Source organism: Ignatzschineria sp. LJL83 (genome assembly GCF_054871845.1).
Map to the genome: position 1 here is coordinate 1 of NZ_JBTXLY010000021.1, position 22338 is coordinate 22338.

Here is a 22338-nt window from a genome sequence, read left to right on the forward strand (position 1 = left end):
GCTTTAGCTTCAACCAAAGCTGATCATTAAGTAATGTTTGGGGCATAAAATAGAGAGTTTGTATTGTTTTCTGGCGATTACATTTTACAACTCTCTATTTTTTTATTTCAAATGTTCAACAGACCCTTATTGGATCCTATAAATGAAAATAAAAGAAATGCTATTATTTGAAATAAACATTTATTGACATATCATGTCTTATTTCTTCATATAAAGGGATTTATTATGGCTAGAAGTATGATGGAATGTGGTATTTGCTTGGATGATATAAAATACGGAGCGAAAGTTTGTAAAGGATGCCACGCTAAGATTGAATATGGAGCACCTTGGTGGGTATTCATAATTTGTTTGGCGGTGGTTTGTGTGGCAACTTATTATTCTTTTTTTGGACTAGCTCACGTAGGTATGTGGCTTGGTATGTTGGATCCTAATACTAATGTTCATGAAATTGGTAGAGGTGGTACTGCTCCTTATATTCTTTTAGGAATGTTTGGTTTTAGCTTTATAGTTACGACGATTATTTATGGGGTGTTTATTGAAAAAATATTTAAAAACCATGTTTCCTTTAAACGTACAACTATAGAACTTAAATAGGGTTGTATTGAGCTCGCTAAATAGTGAGCTTTTTTTGGAGAAAAAGAAATCAATATAGAAACGATTGATTATCATGAAATAGTTTTCCTATCTCAAAATAAATTTATTTTCACACTCCTGTCACATTCATCCGCTATAATCCTCCCTATTTTGAATGAATTGGAGCATGCCTGTGTCTAATGAAGTTGCTAAGCCGTCATTGCAGGTTTCTGCTTGGCAAGTGTTTATGGTTTTTTTGAAGTTGGGATTCACATCATTTGGTGGGCCGATTGCGCATTTGGGATATTTTCGGGATGAATTTGTTGAAAGACGAAAATGGCTGAGTGATGCACATTATGCGGATTTGGTGGCGCTCTGTCAGTTTCTTCCGGGACCGGCGAGTAGTCAGGTGGGAATTGCCATTGGGCTTTTAAAAGCGGGATATAAAGGGGCAATTTCAGCATGGCTTGGATTTACAATGCCGTCCGCGATTGCGTTGACGCTCTTTGCGCTAGGTATTACAACTTATAAAGACTTTGTTTCAGATGGCGTATTGCATGGCTTGAAAATTGTCGCCGTTGCGATTGTTGCGCAAGCTTTATGGGGAATGGCGAAGAGCTTGTGTCCTGATCGCTCGCGGATTACTTTAATGGCAATTACAACGTGTTTTTTATTAATAATGCCAACAATTTTGGGGCAATTATTAGTGATTGTGATTGCCGGTATGATTGGAATCTTATTTTTCAAGCCGGAAAGTATGGAGAAAAATTTGACGCTTACAATGCCTGTTTCTCAAAAAATGGGAGCTTTTTGGCTCTTGCTATTTGCCTTTTTGTTTGTGACATTGCCGGTAATAACAATGCTCTTTCCAAGCACAATGCTCGAAATGGTCAATATATTATATCGGACAGGTTCTTTGGTATTTGGAGGCGGTCATGTGGTTTTGCCATTGTTACAGACAGAATTTGTATCAACGGGCATGATGGATAATGATCTGTTTTTAGCAGGTTATGGAGCAACGCAAGCAGTTCCGGGGCCACTATTTACGCTATCGGCTTTTATTGGTGCGATTGTAGAATCTGGTTTTAATGGTTGGATAGGTGCGATGGTTGCACTGATTGCAATCTTTATCCCCTCTTTTTTGATGGTTATGGGTGTATTGCCATTTTGGGGGAAATTACAACATCATCAACGAACAAGGTCTGCGTTAATGGGAATTAATGCGGCGGTTGTAGGGGTTTTGTTAGCAGCATTTTATCAGCCTGTTTGGGTCAGTGCGATTTTTGATGCCAAAGATTTTGCGTTAGCATTGATCGTATTTATTGCGCTTAAATATTGGAATATGCCGCCATGGTTAGCCGTTGTTATTTGCGGATTTATGGGATGGCTATTCTATTTTGTAGAAGCTATTTAAAAAAGTTATTTAGGGCAAGAAGTCACATATTTGGCATCTCGAATGCGATATTGGCGCTGTTTTTGATCTTTGACTTCTTGATAGCTGTAAGGGCTAACGGTATCGCCAAATGGAATTGGAAATACGCTATATCCGCCATTTGGCCAAGTGGTAACGGCATAATATTGGTTTGAAGTATATCTCTTTTTATTAATCGCTTCATTTAAAGAATCCCCTTTTATCGTTATAAAGGGCAAGCTGTAAGGACCGCCCCAACTATGATCTTTCTTGAGGTGTTGAACGCATAAGATCTCTTGAGCTGAAAGCTGTGAGATGAGAAGTAGGATGAGAGAAGTAACCAGAAAGTAGATTTTTTTCATGTTAAATAGTCGTAACAATTTTTAAGGCTTATCCGTAGAAGATCGATTTAATATCGAGATTTACATTGGTACTTTATCATTTTTTACAAAAACAGCTAAATAAATACCGGAGTAAATAGGATGAGTATTTATTAAATTTGTATCAAGAAAAAATTTATCTTTGAATCAGTCAGTATTCTAATATACTGAACCAATCTTTGATTGAATCCTAAATAAGGAGAGGGATTATGCGTATTGTATTAATCATGATGTTGGGCGTAGTCGTGACGGCTTGTGGTACTACTTCTACAAACTCAAAAACACCGCAGTTAAATATGGCAAATCCAGCGAGTCAATACTGCGAGAAAATAGGAGGGGAATCTCGTTTGAGTAATAATGTTGGTTATTGTCATTTTCCAGATGGGACTTTTATGAATGAGTGGGAATTGTTTAGAAAAGATCATCCAGAGGGCGAGTTAAAATAGGATAGATTTGTAAAAGATCTACCAATTGAAGGAGATAAAGATAATTTTTCATAGTTTTCGGAAAAGCTACCTTGATCTTTAATTAAAAAAATATATGATCTATTAAATCTAAAAATTTAATGAAGCATTAGTGATTCTTTTTTATATAGAGGTTAATAGAAAATAGTTATGTCAAATCATCAAAACGAAAACCAAAATAATCCAAGCTCTAATAGTTCGCAAGATCAGGGGCAAGGAACTGTTGTAAATAATTATATTCAAGCAGCTCCCAATGGTAATACGGTGGGCTTAATTGGTTTTATTTTTGCGATAATCGCAATCTTTACGAGTTGGATTCCTTTCTTAGGGTTTATCTGCTGGATTGCCGGCGTCGTTTTATCCATTATTGGATTATTTAAAGCGCCAAGAGGATTTGCAATTGCCGGAACAGTGATTAGCTTTATTGGTGTGATTCTACTGCTATTTTTGATGGTTGGAATGTTTGCAACACTTGGAATGGCGTCAATGTAGAAAATAGCGTAACGCAGATGGTTAAAACACTCATTCATATAAAAGCTTAAGAAGATTTATCATCTCCTTGAGCTTTTTTAATGTGAACAATCTACAGCATCTCCTTGAGCTTTTTTAATGTGATCAATCTACAGCATTTTCTGAGTTTTTTGAGTTCTCTTATTTTTGGTAATGCTCAATAATAACTTGAATATGTCTCAAGAAATCTTCTTTGGGCACGCTTCCCATGACTCGTAGATTCGGCAGTTCTTTCCCATCTTTATCGAAAAAGAGCATTGCCGGCGGACCAAAAATATTGAAGTGCTCTTGCAATCTCTGATCTTGAGCGTCATTTTTTGTAACATCGCTCACAAGTAGATTGAGTTCAGCCATTTTTGCTTTCACTTCAGGATCACTAAATACATATTTCTCCATCTCTTTACAAGCAACGCACCAATCAGCATTGAATTCGAGCATTGTAATGCGACCATTGGTATTAGATAACGCTTCATTTAAGCCAGAGATTCCTTTGATGGGCGTAAACTGCGCCGTTTCGATGACTCTTGTGGAATCATTGATGGATTGCATGCCGAAAATCATTGTTCCTAATGCAAGCACTCCGAAGAAATAGCGGATTTTCCCTTGGCTTTCAACAATGGAAACAATGAGCCAGATAAATGCCGCAAAGGAGATTGTGGCATAGAGCATTTTTTCCCAATAGTTGGGAAGTGTCATGCCGATAAAGTATGCGGCAAGCCCGAGGAGCATAAAGCCGAAGAGTACTTTAATCTTATCCATCCAAGGACCTACTTTCGGGAGTAAATGCCCTGAAGAAGCGCCGAGAATGAGAAGTGGAATGCCCATTCCCATGCTCATACTAAAGAGCGCAGCGCCCCCTAAAAAGTAATTTTGAGATTGTGCCACAAGCGTCATAATACCGATGAGTGGTGCTGTCACGCAAGGACCCACAATGAGTGCCGAAAGCATTCCCATAATGGCGGTTCCGGCATAGCTACTTTTATTCGATTGCTTGTTACTGAGATTGCTCAGTTTCGTCTGAATAAATGCCGGCATCTGAATTTGGTAAAGCCCAAACATACTTAAAGAGAGCAGAATAAAGAGACTTCCAAAACCAATAAGCACATATGCATTTTGTAAAAATCCTGCTAAACCTTTCCCGAAATAAGCGGCAAGAAGCCCGGCAATTGTATAAACAAGTGCCATGGGAATGACGTAGACAAGAGAAATTGTGAAGCCTTTTCTCGGTGATAAATGACCACTTCTTGTTAAAATGCCGGAAAGAATCGGAAGCATTGGTAACACGCATGGCGTAAAAGTGAGAAGTAGTCCTAAAACGAAAAATAGGGGGATGGCAAGATATTCGTTTTCGGCTAAATATTGAGATAATCGATCATGTTCTGCAATGATTTCTGGGATCTCTTCTATTTCGACATCAGCATGAAATTGATCATTTTTGGGATCAACATTCGGATTAATTTCTACAGAGATCTCATAAGTTTGCGGTGCAAAGCAGTAGCCACTTTTTGCACAGCCTTGAGCTTCTAATTCAAAATATGCCGTATGAATATTATCTGCATTTTGAATGCTAAAAGGAATAATGAGCGCGCTATCGTAAATTTCTTGTTTGCCAAAGAATTCATCTTCATGATCAATCCCTTTAGGAAGAGTAATCTCTTCAAGCTCTCCATTGCTGTTTTTAAGCTTCATCGAGATCTTATCTTTATAGAGATAATAATCAGGATTTATATCCCACATCAACACTAATTCGCCTGTTTTTGCATTATCGACATGAATTGCCGGAATGAATGCTTCAGTTGGGCGCAATAAATTAGAAGGATCTAAACCAATGGAGGAGGGCGCTGTAATTCCTTGAGATTGGTTGAACAACGTTTGGCTGTGTGCGAGTGACGAGATGATGAGCAGCATCATCAAGCATAGTGCAGTAAAAATATTGTGAAGCGATTTTGGTAGCATAAAGATCCTATAGCGTGATATGCAGCAATCTAATATGTGGGTTTATGGCATCCATTTGTGACTGAATATTGGCTAAAATGTATTTTTAGCGAGCCACAAATATCATGATGGAACCTTATTAAAGGGAATAGTATATCGTAAATAGTGAAATTTTATCGCATTACAGAGGGAATTAATGCCGGTGTTAAATGCAGATTAGAGAAAAATAAATGTAAATACAGAGAGATAAAATAGTATGTGAATTGCACGTTGCAAAATGGTAATTAATTGTGCTGTTTTACGTTTGACAGAATAGAGAATCGGTCTATAATAGCCTACATCTTCTGCGGGAATAGCTCAGTTGGTAGAGCACAACCTTGCCAAGGTTGGGGTCGCGAGTTCGAGTCTCGTTTCCCGCTCCAAATATAAAAAACCTGATTACAATGTAATCAGGTTTTTTATTATCTTTGTCTTTAATCATTTTGTCTATTCTAGATCTTGATTCTCTTTGAAGTAGTTCGCCGCTTTCTCGGCATCAAATACGCCTTCCCATTTTGCAATCACAAGCGCCGCTAATGCATTTCCCACAACGTTTAAGGCAGTTCTTGCCATATCGAGGATTCGATCAATTCCGATAATATAGGCAACGCTTTCAAGAGGGATACCTACAGTTCCAATGGTTGCAAGTAACACGACAATGGAAACGCCAGGAACACCGGCAATGCCTTTTGAGGTAAGCATTAATGTAATTACTAAGATGACTTGGTCGGTAATGGAAAGATCAATGCCGGTAATTTGCGCTAAGAAGATTGCGGCAATACTTTGATAGAGTGTGGAGCCATCTAGGTTGAAAGAGTAACCAATAGGAATCACAAATCCGGTAACCTTTGACGGTGCGCCGTAGCGTTCCATTTTCTCCATAATTCTTGGTAAAACGGTTTCAGAACTTGCCGTGGTATATGCCAAGATGAGTTCATCTTTTAAAATTTTTAATAGTGTAAAGATATTGAGCCCGCAGATAGATGCAACGATGCCTAAAACGACTACGGCAAAAAAGACAATGGCGCCATATACAAGCAGTGCAAGTTTAAGTAGTGGAATTAGAGATTCATAGCCAAAGTTTGCAACCGTTGTAGCAATTAGTGCGAAAACACCGATCGGTGCATAGCGCATAATCATGTTGGTCACTTTAAACATTGCACCAGAAATTCCTTGTAATACTACGATTACTGGCATTTTTTGCTCTTTAGGTAATGATGCTAAACCCAGTCCAAATAGTACAGAGAAGAAGATCACGGCAAGCATGCTGTTATTGTTCGACATTGCTGCAAAAATATTGCTAGGGAAAATCGAAAGCAACGTTGTGACAAAAGGGCTTCGGCTGCTATCTGACATCTCTTCGATGGTATTATTAAAGCTTGAGATATCAGCTTGCACCAATGTGTTAATATCTAAGCCACTTCCAGGTTGGAATATGTTTGCTGCGACAATTCCTACAATAATGGCAATGGTGGTAATGATTTCAAAATAAAGAATCGTTTTAAGACCCATTTTTCCAAGGTCTTTGGTGCTCTCTCCACCGGCAATGCCAACTGTCAGTGTTGAAATGACGATAGGAACGACAATCATCTTAATCATAATGATGAGAATCTGACCGGCAGGGTAGAAGAGGTTATCGATAATCCATACTTTTGATTCATGATCATGAAGTAGAATGCCGGCAATAATTCCTAATACTAAAGCGATTAAAATTTGAATACCGAGATTTGGCATTTTAAAGCGTCGCTTTTGCTGAGTTTCTGTGCAGGATTGAGTCAAGATTCCCTCCTAAATAAAATGGGATTTACGGTAATGTTAAATAAATACTCCGCCTTTGTAGGCAATGCTTTTTGGGTGCATTGCGTTGTATGAGGATCTGTGTACATCCGTAATGAAAGTTTAAATTTATGACTGTGAGTATGTTGTTTAAAGGGTTTCATAAATGAGATGCTAGAAATAAAGCGCTAATAAAAGGTGAGTATTTGCTCAGCTAATCAGACGTATTATTTATAAATCCTTTAAAATCAAACCATTAATATTTTATTTGTAATATATTAATAATTAATGCTATTGATTGATTTCTTTTGGATTATATTCGTAAAAAATTCAAGATTTGTATATTTTTTGGAAAAGAATAGGGTTTGGTTGAGTAAAATACCTGCAGTTAATGGAGTTGACATCTGGTTTCAGATGGCTATAATTACATTCTCTTTTGCGGGAATAGCTCAGTTGGTAGAGCACAACCTTGCCAAGGTTGGGGTCGCGAGTTCGAGTCTCGTTTCCCGCTCCAAATAGAAAAGCCTGATGAATTTCATCAGGCTTTTTTCATGGGTTTAATTTTAATATTTTAATTCTTGAGCTAATAATTTTGGGTTTATAGGCTATTTATGGATAAATTTTGAGAATAATCAATTTGTCCCATGTGCAAATCCTCTTTTTGATAAAAACTTTAGAAAGTCGAACAATTATTGTCATAATAAATCAATGAATGTCAGAAAATATGAGGCTAAGTTAAGCGGATTGAGAATTTGTGCAGATTTAAGATCCGAGAAAAACTAAGAAAGATCGATGAATCTTCACGAAGTATTTTAAGTGAAATATCTAAAAGATATCATTGTGCAATATTCCTACATGAGATGCGATTGACATCTTGCTTTGAATGGCTATAATTACATTCTCTTTTGCGGGAATAGCTCAGTTGGTAGAGCACAACCTTGCCAAGGTTGGGGTCGCGAGTTCGAGTCTCGTTTCCCGCTCCAAATAGAAAAGCCTGATGAATTTCATCAGGCTTTTTTCATTCTAGTTCTATATTTCTAAAATCTATATCACGCTACTTGCCGCAGCTCCTACAGCAGAAGCGAGCGCTAACGCATCTTCAATGCTCATAAAGGTTTTTGGTTCTGGGCTATCTTGTAAAATTACCGTACCTTCTTCAAACATGAGTAATTCATTGGTGGCAAATTGCTCCCAATGTTCATTAGAAGTCAGCGGTAATGTCGCAATGACGGCAACGCGATCTTTCGGCGTTGTAACAGCGGCAAAATCAATACTGACATCATCATCTAACAATTGCGCTTCACCGAAAGGCGCTTGACGAATAATGTAATGAAGCAGCGTGCTTGAATGTGCGAGCATCCATTCGCCATTTGAGAGAATAAAGTTAAAAATGCCGGCATTACGAATGTTGTGGGTTAATGATTTAATCTCATTAAAGAGCGCTTCTTTTGAAGGTTTTTCCGGGAATGTTTGGCGAAGATGTTCCAGAATATAGCAAAATGCTTGCTCAGAATCGGTATTACCAACGGCTTTATAGTATTGATGTTTGTTGCCGGCAAAGAGAGATTTTGGATCATTCAAATGACCATTATGTGCAAATAGCCAATATTCGCCCCAAATTTCTCGCATAAATGGATGAGTATTCGCGAGAGAAACTTGCCCGTGAGTCGCTTTTCGAATATGGGAAATCACATTTTTAGACTTGATTTGATACGCTTTGACAAGATCGGCAACGGGAGAAGAGGCGCAAGCTCTGTCATCTTGATAGATTCGTACGCCTTTTTCTTCAAAAAAAGCAATGCCAAAACCATCGACATGGACATCCGTTTCTCCGCCTCGGCGACGAAATCCCTCAAATGAGAAGACGATATCCGTGGGCGTATTGCAATTCATGCCTAATAATTGACACATAATCTTGTTCCTATTAATTCAAAATTAAAAGTTATGTTATTTTCGCAGTTTTTAATGGTAAAGCGCTTTAAAAGCTAGCTTCGCCAAAATTCTGCTGAATCCATGATCATATTACAAATCATGATTTGTGCAAATGGTTCTCATGCAGATTTGAGGGAAGGTTTGATCTTGCCGGAAATTTAGCGAGGTTTATAGTCAAAGTAGTTTAAAAGATAGTTTTGTAAGCGAGCTTATTTGTAAAATTTTTATTGGTGAAATTTCAATGACAAAACAGGAGCTGATTCATCGCTGGGTCGAAAGTTTGCATGCTTTTGAAAATCTCGCGCCAGCAGTTATCAGCTGTTATTCATACTTTTTAAAATTTCTAAGCCGAAATGATGATGAAATGCTTATAGGGGTGGTGGTTTTGTAAGCAAGCTTATTTGTAAAAAGTTTAACGGTAGATTAATTGTAGAATTTTATTTACAAAACAGGCGTTGATTCATCGCGGGTTCAAATGGTTACATGCTTTTGAAAATTTCGAGTTAGAAGTATCCTTCCTTTTTGCTCCTTTTTCGGTTTTTTAAGATCATAATGCACATTATGTTGACAGAGCTATGAAGCGGTTATTAATTGCGCATAGATGGCGTTGACAGAATGCAAAATCGGTCTATAATAGCCTACATCTTCTGCGGGAATAGCTCAGTTGGTAGAGCACAACCTTGCCAAGGTTGGGGTCGCGAGTTCGAGTCTCGTTTCCCGCTCCAAATATGAAAAGCCGAACTTCTAATAGTTCGGCTTTTTTGCGTACAATTTTTGTTGGTTGTATCTGTAACCTTCCGCAACGTCATGTGTGGTTTCAGATATAATGCTCATAATTACTCGCATTATCAATAAAGGGAAATGACAAATGAGTCAGAAAACTTTCACGCTCGAAGAGCAGATTGCAGAACTTACAACAAGAGTGACAGAATTAGAGAGCCGAGAAGCATTTCATGATTACACCATCGAAAATCTCAATCAAACGGTCATTGAACAGCAAGAATTGCTTGATCGTTTAGTGCGAGTTTCTCAGCAACTCATAGAGAAAGTGAAAGAGATGCCGGGAAGCGAAGAAAAGCAGTGGAGCGCCGAAGATGAAGTGCCGCCACATTATTAATTCTCAGCACTTAATTCTGATTGCAACAATTCCGATGACAGCCGAATAAGTTGAGATTGAAAGAGTGAAGAAAGAATTAAAATGGTACTCGTAACCTGAGTAACAAAATAATTAAATAGCCCTGTAATCATCAGAGCGAACAAGTGCGGATCAAAGCGCATTGTGACATTAAATAAATATAGGTTTTATGGATATTAAAAATGAACTTGCGCAATTAGAAGCGCTTTTACCTTTTACGCAGACAAAACAGACGCATGCTTTAAAGACGGCGTTAAACCGTTTAAAGCGTGAAGCATCGCCGGCAGCTGAAGCTGTTGAAAAGCTAAAATCAGATATTGTCACTTCGGCAAGCATTACTGATGAGATCAAAGCACGTTTCCCGGCACTCAATTACCAAGAAGATTTGCCGATCTATCAAGCGCGCGAAGAAGTGATGGCAGCGCTCAGAGATCATCAAGTGGTGATTATCTGCGGGGAAACAGGTTCTGGTAAAACAACGCAACTTGCAAAGTTTTGCTTGGAAATGGGGTTAGGCTCACGTGGTTTAATTGGGCATACGCAACCAAGACGATTAGCGGCTCGTTCTGTTGCCGAGAGAATTGCCGAAGAACTCACAACACCGCTTGGGGATTTTGTCGGTTATAAGATGCGCTTTAATGATAAAACCGATGATAAAACGGTTTTAAAGCTCATGACCGATGGGATTTTGCTCACGGAATTAACGCACGATCGCTTTTTAAATCAATATGAAGTCATCATTATTGATGAAGCACATGAACGCAGCTTGAATATTGATTTCTTATTGGGGATTTTAAAAAATATTCTTCCAAGAAGACCAGATCTCAAGCTCATTATTACTTCGGCAACCATTGATCCGCAGAAGTTTTCCAACTATTTTGGCGGACCCAAAAAGGCGCCGATTATTGAAGTTTCAGGGCGCACATATCCTGTAGAAATTCGCTATCGAGATCTGCATTTAGATGAAGAGAATGATCCGATTGAGATTGAAGAGGGAATTATTGAAGCGGTGAAAGAGCTTCAATATGAGAAAGAGGGCGATATTCTTGTCTTTCTTCCCGGCGAGCGAGAGATTTTAGAAACGGCAGATCTGCTTCGTAAAGAATTTCGAGATTATGATGTATTACCGCTCTTCTCAAGATTGAGCCAAACAGAGCAGAATAAAATCTTCTCTCCGAAAGGAAAAAAACGCATTGTTTTGGCGACAAACGTGGCGGAAACGTCGATTACCGTGCCGAGAATTCGCTATGTGATTGATGCCGGCGTTGCAAGAGTGAGCCGATATAATGCAAGATCGCGTCTGCAAAGTTTACTCATTGAACCGATTTCACAAGCGGCGGCAAATCAGCGATCAGGTCGTTGTGGTCGAGTTTCTGAAGGGATTGCGATTCGCCTTTATAGCGAGGAAGATTTTAATAATCGTCCGGAGTTTTTAGATCCTGAAATTTTGCGTACCCATTTAGCTTCCGTGATTTTACAAATGGGGCATTTGCGCTTGGGAAATCCTGAACATTTTCCGTTTATTGAAATGCCGGAAATGCGTCAAATTAGAGAAGGTTTCCAAACCCTTAAAGAGCTGAAAGCGGTTAATGATAATGGCAGTTTAACGTCGCTTGGAAAAACGCTTGCTAAAATGCCGATTGACCCAAAATTTGGAGCGATGATGATTCATGGCGCGCATCAAGGCGTTGGTCATGAGATATTGGTGCTCGTTGCCGGCTTGTCGATTCAAGATCCTCGTGAACGCCCGCTCGAATTTCAGCAACAAGCAGATGAAAAACACCGAATTTTCAGAGCGCAACAATCCGATTTTATTGCGCTGTTGAATCTCTGGAGTTGGTATCAAGGGAAAGTGCAGGATGAGAGTCAAAATCAGATGCGCAAAGTGAGCCGAACGCATTTTCTCAACTTTATGAAAATGCGTGAATGGTTTGATCTCTATCAGCAGCTCAAAACGGTGATGCAGAAGCTTAAATTACCGCTTAATCCTTTCCCAAAAAATAATCCTGAAAATCAGCCTGCCGGCATGAAAGAGGGAGAATATTGCTTCCCGAATTTTAGTAGTGATCTGATTCATCAATCAATCTTGGTGGGAATTTTAGATCAGATCGGCGAGCAGGGCGAAGATAAGCTTTTTTCCGGTGCAAATGGTCGTAAATTTAGAATCTTCCCGGGATCTTCCCTTTTTAGAAAGCCACCAAAATGGTTAATGGCGCTTGAAATTGTGGAAACAAGCCAAGTTTACGCAAGAATGAATGCAGCGATTAATCCAGAATGGATTGAAACGCTAGGTAGTCATCTTCTGAAAAAAGAATACACGGAACCGCATTGGAGCAAGCAACAAGGACAAGCGGCAGCATATGAAACGGTGAAGATTTTCAACTTAGCCATTATTAAAAAACGACTTGTCTCTTTTGGTGCGATTGAGCCACAAGTTTCACGGGAGCTCATGATTCGTGAAGGATTGGTGGAAGGAGAAATTCAAACAAGAGCGCATTTCTATCGTAGTAATCAAAAGACGATCGAAAAAGTTGCCGAGATGGAAGAGAAAACTCGCCGGCGCGATATCTTGATCGAAGAGTGGAAGCTCTTTGAATGGTATAACAGCCGTTTACCGCAAAATATCTATTCGGTTGCAACGTTAGAAAAGTGGTGTAAAAATCGCACGAATAATGATTCGTTAATCTTTACGCAAAACGATATTTTAGAAAATGATGATGCGCTGAATCTCGATGAATTCCCAACATCTGTGAATTTTGGGCAACTAAAATTAAATGCCGTATATCTCTTTGATCCGGCATCTATGAATGATGGAATGACGTTAATGGTGCCACTTGCGGCGCTTAATCTTCTTGAAAAAACACGCTTAGATTGGCTTGTTCCTGGGTTATTAACGGAAAAAATCACAGAGATTATGCGCTCATTACCAAGAGCGCTTCGCCGGAACTTTGTGCCATTGCCGGATGTTGCAAAAGAGATGGCGGCATCTTTAACCTTTGCCGAAGGCAATCTCTATTTTCAGATGGCGGAATTTTTAACAAAACGTTCCGGCATTCAGATTGAACCGCACTTTTTCAATGAAGAAGTACTCGATAAGCACCTGCGCATGAATTTGCGAGTGATTGATACCGGTGGTAAAACCATTGCCGAAGGACGAGATTTGCCGGAGCTTACGAAAAAGCTTCGTGGACAAGCGGAAAATGCTTTCCAAAAACTCGCAGAAAGCTTTGGCAAGTCTAAGTCTGATCAGAAAGGGAAATCTCCACAAGAGAGATCGGATTCCACATCGGCTAAATCTTTGAAATCTTCACAATCTTCAAAGGCACAAAATGCCGGCATTTTAAAAGCGTCTGAAAATGATGGTTCCTCACAAAATCATGTGCAAACATTATCATTAGATGATTGGCAGATTGATGAAGAGGAAATCTTCAAGAGAAATGGCATTGAATTGAAAGGATATTCGGCATTAATTGTCATCGCTGGGCAACCTTTACAGCTCAAAAAACAGCTTTTTGATAGAGCGCATGTGGCTTCTGAAAAGCATTTAGATGCGTTGATTATCTTGATGCTCAGCGCACTCAATGAACAGGTGAAATACCTTCGAAAACAGTGGCCACAATTTGGCAAGCTTGCGTTAATGTTCCGCCAAGTGGGGAATGAAGAGCTACTTCGAGAAGATTTAATGCGCGCGATTATTAAAGATGCGCTGACAATGGAAGTGCTTCCGAGAAATGCTCAAGACTTTAATACGCTGATGGAAAAAATCCGCCGAGAAATTGTGGCAGATGCAACGAAGCTTAGTAATTTAATCGTGAAAATCTTTGAAACGGTGAAAGAAGTGCGAGAAGCACTGAATGGACTGCATCCGATGAATAAAGCATTGGTGGAAAAACGGGTGAAAAAAGCAATGGATCGATTAATTCATCCAAGTTTTATTAGCGAAACGCCGAAAATGTGGCGCAATGAATTGCCGAGATTTTTGGAAGCATTGAAACTTCGTATTGAAAGATTCCCGCAAAATGTAAATCGCGATACGGCGCAAAATGCCGTAATTGATCAGCATTGGGATCATTACACAAAAGCGGAAGCTTTCTTTAAACAGCGGGAAGAGCGGATTGAGTTATTGGAAGAGTATCGCTGGATGATTGAAGAAATGGCGGTGTCGTTCTTCTCACAACCGATGAAAACGAAGATCACGGTATCTGAAAAACGTTTAGATCAAGTGTGGGCAGAGATCGATCTCTTAATGAAAAATAGTAGTTATCAATAGAGCGCTAGTGATCAAGTAGGTTGCAAGATAGTATTTATCTATGAATGATCAACATTAAAAATATGCGTATTATGAAAAGTGTAATACGCATATTTTTTAACTATTTTTTTTAAGCCTTAGTTTAGGTAATCCAGAATAGGATAGAAATTGGGTAGATTTTCTGCAATAGAAGAGCGTATCAACAAGGTTAAAGTTCTATGATGGTATGTTGAAAATATATTCTAATGTGTTAGATGGTTTTCAACATCTAGATAATAAAGGGTATTTTATTTATTTCATTAAGATTGAGCTAGATCAAATTCATTTAAGTTAACAAATAACTTGAAAAGCTTCGAAAAAGGCGTATGATATTCGCTTCACATCGCCCTGTTGGTTCATAATTTGAGATTATGACATAAGTGTACTTGACACTTAGTTGAGATTCGGTCGATGAAACTTTTGATCGAATGTTCAAGCGCATTCCCCTACATATATACAAGGAATTCCATTTTTTAATGGAGTCAATACAGTTATGTCTAAATTTTCTGATTTAAATTTAAATCCTATTCTTATCACAGCCGTTGAAAAGATGGGTTACGATACTGCTACAGAAGTTCAAGCTAAAGTTATTCCAATGGCAATGGGCGGACAAGATGTGATGGTTTCAAGCCAAACAGGTAGTGGTAAAACTGCGGCATTCTTATTACCAGTATTGCATCAAATTATGGCAGATAAAGATGCCGGCGTTGAAGCATCTGAAGATAATAGTGGCGAAGAGAGAACACAAAGAAATAATGGTCGCAGAGATCGCCGTAACGGTGGACGCAATCAGCGTTACTCAATGCCGGAACCACAAGCAATTGTCATGTGCCCAACACGTGAGCTTGCACTTCAAGTTGCCGGCGAAGCGATTCAATTAAAAGGAAGTCATCGTGATTTCCGCGTGGCAACGGTTGTAGGTGGAATGCCTTATGGTCGTCAAATTCGCGAATTACAAAATGTAACACTTTTAGTTGCAACACCAGGTCGTTTAATTGACCTTTATAAACAGAGAGAAATTAGCTTCGACAAAGTCAGCTTCTTTATCGCTGACGAAGCTGACAGAATGTTAGACATGGGCTTCTCAGAAGATTTAGAAACACTTCACAGAAGTTGTATCAATAATCGTCAAACATTAATGTTCTCAGCAACATTCCCACCAAAAGTGATGCGTTTAGCAGAAGGAATGATGAACCATCCGGTTCGTGTTGAGATCTCTCCAAAAGACACTATCAACAAAAATATCACACAAATTTTACATTGGGCTGACGGCCGTGAACATCAGAAAAAAATGTTGTTCCATTGGTTAGAAAATGCCGATATCGACCAAGCGGTTGTATTCGTACCAACACAAATTGATACAGAAGAGATTGCGGAAGAACTTCGTGATTTAGGTGTTTCAGTAGATTATCTTCACGGTGGAATGCAACAACGTGTTCGTAATCGTTGTTTAGATAACTTACGTCGTGGCAAAATCAAAATTTTAGTAGCAACAGACGTAGCGGCTCGTGGAATTGACGTTGAAACCATTACTCACGTATTTAACTTTGGTGTTCCACGTCAAGCAGAAGATTATGTACATCGTATCGGTCGTACAGGTCGTGCGGGTCGTGAAGGAACGGCAGTGACATTTGTTCACTTCAAAGATAAGCGTTTATTAGATGCGGTTGAAAACTTCATCCAACTTGAAATTAAAGCAACGGTAATCGAGGGCTTAGAGCCAAAACGTGAACCTGTTCGTGGCGGCGGTGGTGGTAGAGGCCGTGGTCGTGGTAACGGTGGCGGCGGACGTGGTCGTGGTAATGGCGGCGGTGGTCGTTTCGAAAGAGGCGGTAACTCACGTGGAAGATCTGATCGTCGTGAAGGCGGTAGATCAGAAGGTGGTTTCGCAGCTCGCCGTGAAGGTGGCAGATCAGAGCGCCGGGAGGGCGGTTTCGGAGAACGCCGTGAAGGCGGCAGATCAGAGCGCCGTGAAGGTGGTTTTGAACGCCGTGAAGGCGGTAGATCTGAGCGTAGAGAAGGCGGTTTCGCTGGACGTCGTGAAGGTGGCAGATCAGAAGGTGGTTTCGCAGCTCGCCGTGAAGGTGGATCAGATCGTCGTGAAGGTCAAGCAAGACCAGCAAGACGTGAAGGTGGAAGATCAGAAGGTCGTCCAAGCCGTCGCGCTAACATCTAATTCGGTCATAATTTAAATTCTAATATTATTTAGAATATAAAACCTTATATTGAAAGAGCAGGTAAATTATTTATCTGCTCTTTTTTTATATTAACTATTAACTTTTAGTTATTAGCTATTAACTATTAGCTAGTTACGCCACTATCATTCTAGATTTTAATTCATATATTTCCATATATGGATGTTTTAGGAGGCTGAAAGTAGATTGTAAATCATAGAAGTAGGCGTTCGGAGTACTAGAGATAGTGCCCTACAAGTCATCTCATTCTTTGTAAAAAATCTTATATTGTATTGACGTTAACATCTAAATGTATATACATTGATAGGCTGATTTAAATAATTATAAGAATGAGGAGGTTTAGGAATGGCGCATATTTCTATTAAAAAAGAGAAATTATCCCCCAAAAAGGCAGGATTTACATTGCTAAAAATGGGGCTTTTAAGCTTAATTGGAATTATTAGTTTTTTTGTATCGATAGATATTGGTGGCAAAGAAACCATACTGTTAGATCATATTGCCGGTTTTGTAGTAAATGAATTACGGCCATTAGCCTTAATACTTATTTTGGGAATTATGGCATTTGGTGCTTTTTCGCCTTATATTACTGGGAAGTATAAAAGCTCTATCAGTGAGCAGATTTTTTCTGTATTTAAAATATGTGGATTAGTGCTAGCGATTTTGTATCTTACGGATAGCGCACCAGAATGGGCAATGAAGCCTGATATGCTTCCTTTCTTATTTGAAAAATTGGCATTATCAGTGGGATTACTGATTCCAGTGGGCGCAATTGCTTTAACCTTTTTAATTGGTTTTGGCTTATTAGAATTCGTTGCTGTATTTATGGAAAAGCTGATGAGACCCCTTTTTAGAACGCCGGGCGCATCGGCGATTGATGCGGTTGCTTCATTTGTCGGAAGTTATTCCATCGGTTTATTAATTACAGATAGAGTGTTTCGTGAAGGGAAATATTCTCTAAGAGAAGCAATGATTGTTGCAACGGGATTTTCAACGGTTTCTGCAACATTTATGATTATTGTGGCAAAAACATTAGATTTAATGGGCTCTTGGAACTTTTTCTTTTGTAGTACTTTTATTATTACCTTTGCAGTCACGAGCATTACGGTTTATCTTCCGCCCATTTCAAAACTCGATAATCAGGCGAAAGATCCTTTGCCTGATGCGCCAGAAAAAGGAAAATTTCAATATGCCGTATCTTTAGGCATTGAAAAATATGAATCTAATAGCAGTATTTTAAAGCTCATTTGGGATAATTTTAAAGATGGCTTAAAAATGTCTTCTGTCGTTGCACCTTCTATCTTAGCCATTGGATTTTTGGGATTAGTACTTTCAAAATATACCCCTCTTTTTGAATGGTTAGGAATTGTCTTAAAACCCGCACTTTGGATGACCGGCATTGAAGGCGCGAGCAATTATAGTGGAGAAATTGCTTCTGGATTAGCGGAGATGTTTTTGCCGGCAATTTTGTTGAGCGAAGCAGATTTATCGATCCGTTATATTGCGGCAGTGACTTCTATTGGAAGCGTGCTCTTTTTCTCAGGATCCGTGCCTTGTATTTTGGCAACCTCAATTCCAGTAAAAATATGGCATATTGTAGTTATTTGGTTAATAAGAACAATCTTATGCCTGATTTTCGCAAGCTTTTTTTATCGTTTAGGTATCTATATGGGTTGGTTAGGGTAATGTGTCTAATCCATGTTCCATCGCATAAATAGCAGCTTGGACACGGCTAGTCAGCTCGAGTTTTCGAAGTGTATTTTGAACATGTACTTTCACAGTACTTTCGGTAATATCGAGCTTTCTAGCAATCACTTTATTACTAGCACCTTGAACAATCCAATATAAGATCTCTTTCTCCCTTGGAGTAAGAGATTCATGTAGATTGCTTTTGGGGCTATCTTCTAATGTAGAAGCGCAAAGATTATGAATCAGTTTTGTGGTCATTTCAGGGGATAAGACATTATCACCTTCTAATGCTTGATGAATACTTTTTACTAAAAATTCTGTATCGACATTTTTCAGCAAGAAACCACGAGCGCCTAATCGCAAGGCTTCTGTTAAGTCTTTACTATTTTCAGATACTGTTAGCATTAATACCGTTAAATCAGGATTATGATTAATCATCAGCGGTAGCGCTTCAATTCCCCGCATAATTGGCATATCAATATCTAACAATACGACATCAGGATTGAGTTGTTGAGTCATTTTTACGGCTTCAAGTCCATCCGTTGCCTCTCCAATAACTTCAAATTCAGGATGGCTAGAGATGAGAAATTCTAGTCCTTTACGAAAAAGCGTATGATCATCCGCTAATAACACTTTGATAGAAGATGGCTGCATATCCCATTCCTTTTAAATAATATGAGTACGATGAATTTCAAGAAGAACAGAAGTTCCTTCATGAGGCTGAGAAGTAATTGTTAATGTACCATTTGCTTTGAGGGCACGCTCTTTCATAATGAGTGTACCAACGTGACCATTTTCTTGTTTTTGATTCAAAATAGTTTCATCAAAGCCAATGCCATTATCTTTAATGAGTAGTATAAACTTGGCTTGTTGCTGTTCGATTGTGATATTCACTTGTGTCGCTTCCGCATGTTTTCGAATATTAGAGAGCGCTTCTTGCATTATAAAGATAATTTGTAATTGCGTTTCTGGTGAGAAGTCACGACCAAACTCTAGAAAGTCATAATGAACCGTAATGTCTGTTTGATGTTTAAAACGCTCAATAAGCGTCACGATCGTATCTGCGAAATTCTCGGGATTCATATTCACTCTAAAATTTAGAAGGAGCTCACGAATATCATCATAGCTCTCTTGAATTCCTTCTTTTATGAAGCTCAAAGCTCGATCTCTCATCTCTAAGTTATTGTTTGAGATTGCTTTGGTAAGCAGTTGAGATTGCATATTCAAAAATGAGAGTGATTGCGCAATACTATCATGCAAACCTTGCGCCATCAGATTTCGCTCTTCTAAAACGGCCATCTGTTTTTCTAATTGGTCGAATCGACGATTTTCTAAAATCAATCCAAGTTGTCTTGTCGCATTTTCTAGAATATGAATATCATCTTGTTTAAATTTTTCTTTTCGGGAAAAAAAGAGGTTTACACTGCCAAAACTCTCTTCATTCGCAGCTAATTTTAAGCTGACTAAATGTTGAAAGTGATTTTCTTGGCAAAATTGAGCGGTATTTAAATCCTGAATATTTTTTTGAAAAACATTTTGAGGTTGGGTTAAAGAAATGCCGCAATAGCATTCTGTAAGATGACTGCAATGTGAGAGATGTTGAGGCGTCATTTCAGTTTTATTAAAACCTAGACTTGTTACAAGATCACTGCTATTTTTCGAGGCATTTAAAACTCGAATTGTACCGGCATCAGCATAACTATAAGAGATGATCGTTTCTAAAAACTGTTCTGCTAAGAGATCAATAGTGTGATTATTTTGAAGCAGAGAAGCAATTTTGTAGAGGAAAGTAAGGTCTTGGTTTTTTTTCTGTAATTCTTCTGTTTTCTCATCAACAAGCTTTTCAAGGCCTTGATACATATATGCAAGATCTCGGGACATCTCGTTAAATCCTGCAATAATGTCGCCTAATTCATTATTGACGGTGATTTCTATAGATTGATTAAATTTTCCCTGTTTAACATCATTAATACCAATATTTAATTGGTTGAGAGGGGATATCACTAATTTTCTGAGAAAAAAGTAAGAAAAGATAGCAGAAGTAATTGCCATCAATAAGAGTAAACCCTGAAACCAACGCAAGAAGAGAATGCTTCGGGTATTATCATCTTCAATGATATCGACTAATTTAGAGATCTCTTCAACAAAATATTCTACTTCATAAAAAGGAAGCTGATTATTTGTTTTAATAGCGGGATTAAAATGAGGGAGAATCTCTTTAGCAACAGTTTTAATCTGAGTTAATTGCGCTAAATAGACTTGATATTGAGATTTATTATTAAAATCCTTGGCCGAAAAAAGAGAAATTTTATCTAAAATAGAGATGAATTTCTCGTATTCTATCTGCTGTTTCTGAATATCATCTATTTGGGATAAGTTGTGAAGATAAAAGGATTGTTTCCGTAAACTTCCAATTTCATTAATGGTCACGCCTCGCTCTTCTAATCTCCAAGAGACATTAAGAGAGAGTCCTATTAAAAATATGGCACCAAATAGCCATAATAAAATACAAGATGTTAAAAGCGTAGACAGCTTATGAGGTTTTCGAATCAGTTTTTGCCAAAATTGATGAAGAAGCATACAGTTATCGCCTAAAAAATCGTAATGACAAATCACTATAACATAGGTAAAAATGCATGAACTTATAGAAAACGAAAAGTGGTTTTATGTCAAAGTCATGGTTTTGGATAATTGTCTTGAAAAAAAGGGGAAATCAGATTTTGTAGTAAACTTTGGAATAACCAATAATTCCTTCATGAGTTTTTGAAATTTGTAAATGAAAAACGTAAATAAAAAACAGAACGTGAAGTAATGTTGAAGATTACCCAATGTTCTGTTTTATAAGAATGATATGTATCAGAAGATTTTTAGAAATCTTGCTCTCGTCTAAAAGCATTGATTTTTTGGTCAGTATTATATTGTGATAATGCATAAACTCCCCAAATTGCCGCGGGAATCCAGCCAATGAAAGTTAGTTGCAAAATTAAGCAGATAATGCCGGCAAAAGGGCGACCAATCGTGAAAAATCCTAACCAAGGTAATAGTAGAGTAATTAATAAACGCATGATAAAAATTCCCTTTGTAAATTTATAGTAAAGGAAATAGTACCGCAAAACCCTGTGTATTACGAGCATTCATCAAGGGAAAGCAGTAGAGCTTTCTCCATGAGATATGTATCAAGACATTTTTATGGAAAATCTCAATACTTTTAGGCAGAGAATAGTCAGGGCTCCCGCAATAAAGTTTTGTAAGAACAAGAGTGTTTGTATCGTGAATGAAATATGGAAATGTGTACAGAAAGCTTCGGAAAAAATAGACCGCATTAAAACTGTGATGAAAACATATATCATCGTAAAATAAAAAATGACAATGATGTTTTTCTTGAGATCGATATGAACGCTATTCTTATATATCGGGCACAAGCTCCACAGTAGAGGAAAAAGCAATATTGCATTTTGTAATAGTGATAGGCCAATCATATACAAAGATTGCAGAGGAATCGAAAGCGATTGGAAGGAGTTTTGGAGTAGTTCTTCTGTGAATAAGTCATTTCTGAAATTTTGGCAAAAGTCTTGGATAAATAGACTTCTGTAAAAAATAAGAAGGATTTGAGAAAAATAGAAAAAGAAAAATACAATGATAAAAAGATTAACACCCATCCACTCTTTTTGCTTGCTTTGACTCTTTTTAGTGGTATTTGAACGGTATAGATAATAGCGGATAAACAAATAACTAAGACCGGTAAAAGTTGCTAAAGTTAAAATCTGATAAGTGATTGCAAAAAATTGATGTCGAAAAGGAATGAGTCTCAAGGAACTTAATAGTGAGTAGTAAATTTCCCTAAAAATATCGGGGAAAAAACTTTGTAAAAAGAATTCTAATAACAGCTTAGATCCAAGTATGAAGTGCGACACTTTTTAACTATCTGAAACGGAAGTAAGATGTGACAATGCTCCATTATCCATCCCTTCCCGGAGTTGAATTATGTCGCATTATTCACATCTTACCCTTGAA

Annotated in this window: 15 protein-coding genes and 4 tRNA genes; 12 read left to right on the plus strand and 7 right to left on the minus strand. The window is 38.2% G+C overall.

All coding sequences use genetic code 11. The annotated features are described in order from the left end of the window. The first annotated feature begins 225 nt into the window (after window positions 1-225). Together ACYSN2_RS10840 and chrA are read left to right on the plus strand one after the other, a co-directional pair. Window positions 226-594: a hypothetical protein gene (locus ACYSN2_RS10840; protein ID WP_461750272.1), complete on the plus strand. Its 369-nt coding sequence runs from the start codon at window positions 226-228 to the stop codon at window positions 592-594. Between the two features lie 226 nt (window positions 595-820). Then, window positions 821-1987, plus strand: a complete 1167-nt coding sequence (gene chrA, locus ACYSN2_RS10845) for a chromate efflux transporter (protein WP_461750285.1) — start codon at window positions 821-823, stop codon at window positions 1985-1987. Between the two features lie 5 nt (window positions 1988-1992). Here chrA and ACYSN2_RS10850 read toward each other — a convergent pair whose 3' ends face one another. Beyond that, window positions 1993-2346, minus strand: a complete 354-nt coding sequence (locus tag ACYSN2_RS10850; protein WP_461750273.1) for a hypothetical protein — start codon at window positions 2344-2346, stop codon at window positions 1993-1995. A 227-nt stretch (window positions 2347-2573) separates the two neighbouring features. Here ACYSN2_RS10850 and ACYSN2_RS10855 point away from each other — a divergent pair, with 227 nt between their 5' ends. Further along, window positions 2574-2810: a putative hemolysin gene (locus ACYSN2_RS10855; RefSeq protein WP_461750274.1), complete on the plus strand. Its 237-nt coding sequence runs from the start codon at window positions 2574-2576 to the stop codon at window positions 2808-2810. A gap of 168 nt (window positions 2811-2978) precedes the next feature. Next, complete coding sequence (locus ACYSN2_RS10860) at window positions 2979-3320, plus strand: hypothetical protein (RefSeq protein ID WP_461750275.1); 342 nt, start codon at window positions 2979-2981, stop codon at window positions 3318-3320. A 159-nt stretch (window positions 3321-3479) separates the two neighbouring features. Here the strand turns inward: ACYSN2_RS10860 and dsbD are convergent, their stop codons facing one another. Beyond that, window positions 3480-5294 carry a protein-disulfide reductase DsbD gene (gene dsbD, locus ACYSN2_RS10865; protein WP_461750276.1) on the minus strand — a complete coding sequence of 605 codons (1815 nt, stop codon included), beginning with the start codon at window positions 5292-5294 and terminating at the stop codon, window positions 3480-3482. Between the two features lie 325 nt (window positions 5295-5619). On the opposite strand from dsbD, the gene ACYSN2_RS10870 reads away from it, so the two are divergent. Then, window positions 5620-5695 (plus strand) — tRNA-Gly (locus tag ACYSN2_RS10870). A 64-nt stretch (window positions 5696-5759) separates the two neighbouring features. Here the strand turns inward: ACYSN2_RS10870 and gltP are convergent. Beyond that, window positions 5760-7046, minus strand: coding sequence for a glutamate/aspartate:proton symporter GltP (gltP, locus tag ACYSN2_RS10875; protein ID WP_461750286.1), 1287 nt, complete (start codon window positions 7044-7046; stop codon window positions 5760-5762). A gap of 480 nt (window positions 7047-7526) precedes the next feature. On the opposite strand from gltP, the gene ACYSN2_RS10880 reads away from it, so the two are divergent. Together ACYSN2_RS10880 and ACYSN2_RS10885 are read left to right on the plus strand one after the other, a co-directional pair. Further along, window positions 7527-7602: transfer RNA gene (locus tag ACYSN2_RS10880), tRNA-Gly, on the plus strand. A 393-nt stretch (window positions 7603-7995) separates the two neighbouring features. Further along, window positions 7996-8071, plus strand: a tRNA-Gly gene (locus ACYSN2_RS10885). Between the two features lie 61 nt (window positions 8072-8132). Here ACYSN2_RS10885 and ACYSN2_RS10890 read toward each other — a convergent pair. Further along, a complete protein-coding gene (locus ACYSN2_RS10890) occupies window positions 8133-8999 on the minus strand; it encodes a class II glutamine amidotransferase (protein WP_461750277.1) in 867 nt (288 codons plus the stop codon). A gap of 670 nt (window positions 9000-9669) precedes the next feature. Between ACYSN2_RS10890 and ACYSN2_RS10895 the strand changes: the two genes are divergently transcribed. The 5 genes from ACYSN2_RS10895 (at window position 9670) to ACYSN2_RS10915 (ending at window position 18321) form a co-directional block, all read left to right on the plus strand. Further along, window positions 9670-9745, plus strand: a tRNA-Gly gene (locus tag ACYSN2_RS10895). A 143-nt stretch (window positions 9746-9888) separates the two neighbouring features. Continuing rightward, the gene (locus ACYSN2_RS10900; protein WP_461750278.1) at window positions 9889-10137 is read left to right on the plus strand and encodes a SlyX family protein; all 249 of its coding nucleotides are present in this window, start codon (window positions 9889-9891) and stop codon (window positions 10135-10137) included. Between the two features lie 187 nt (window positions 10138-10324). After that, complete coding sequence (gene hrpA / locus ACYSN2_RS10905; RefSeq protein ID WP_461750279.1) at window positions 10325-14425, plus strand: ATP-dependent RNA helicase HrpA; 4101 nt, start codon at window positions 10325-10327, stop codon at window positions 14423-14425. Between the two features lie 511 nt (window positions 14426-14936). After that, a complete protein-coding gene (locus ACYSN2_RS10910) occupies window positions 14937-16619 on the plus strand; it encodes a DEAD/DEAH box helicase (RefSeq protein WP_461750280.1) in 1683 nt (560 codons plus the stop codon). A gap of 364 nt (window positions 16620-16983) precedes the next feature. Next, a complete protein-coding gene (locus tag ACYSN2_RS10915) occupies window positions 16984-18321 on the plus strand; it encodes a YjiH family protein (RefSeq protein ID WP_461750281.1) in 1338 nt (445 codons plus the stop codon). Here the strand turns inward: ACYSN2_RS10915 and ACYSN2_RS10920 are convergent. The 3 genes from ACYSN2_RS10920 to ACYSN2_RS10930 form a co-directional block, all read right to left on the minus strand. Then, complete coding sequence (locus ACYSN2_RS10920) at window positions 18313-18978, minus strand: response regulator (protein ID WP_461750282.1); 666 nt, start codon at window positions 18976-18978, stop codon at window positions 18313-18315. The two genes, ACYSN2_RS10915 and ACYSN2_RS10920, sit on opposite strands and share 9 nt — an antisense overlap. A gap of 12 nt (window positions 18979-18990) precedes the next feature. Further along, a complete protein-coding gene (locus ACYSN2_RS10925; RefSeq protein ID WP_461750283.1) occupies window positions 18991-20904 on the minus strand; it encodes a histidine kinase in 1914 nt (637 codons plus the stop codon). Window positions 20905-21191: 287 nt separating this feature from the next. Then, window positions 21192-21389 (minus strand): YqaE/Pmp3 family membrane protein, encoded by a 198-nt coding sequence (locus ACYSN2_RS10930; protein ID WP_461750284.1) that lies wholly within the window; start codon window positions 21387-21389, stop codon window positions 21192-21194. Between the last annotated feature and the right edge of the window lie 949 nt (window positions 21390-22338).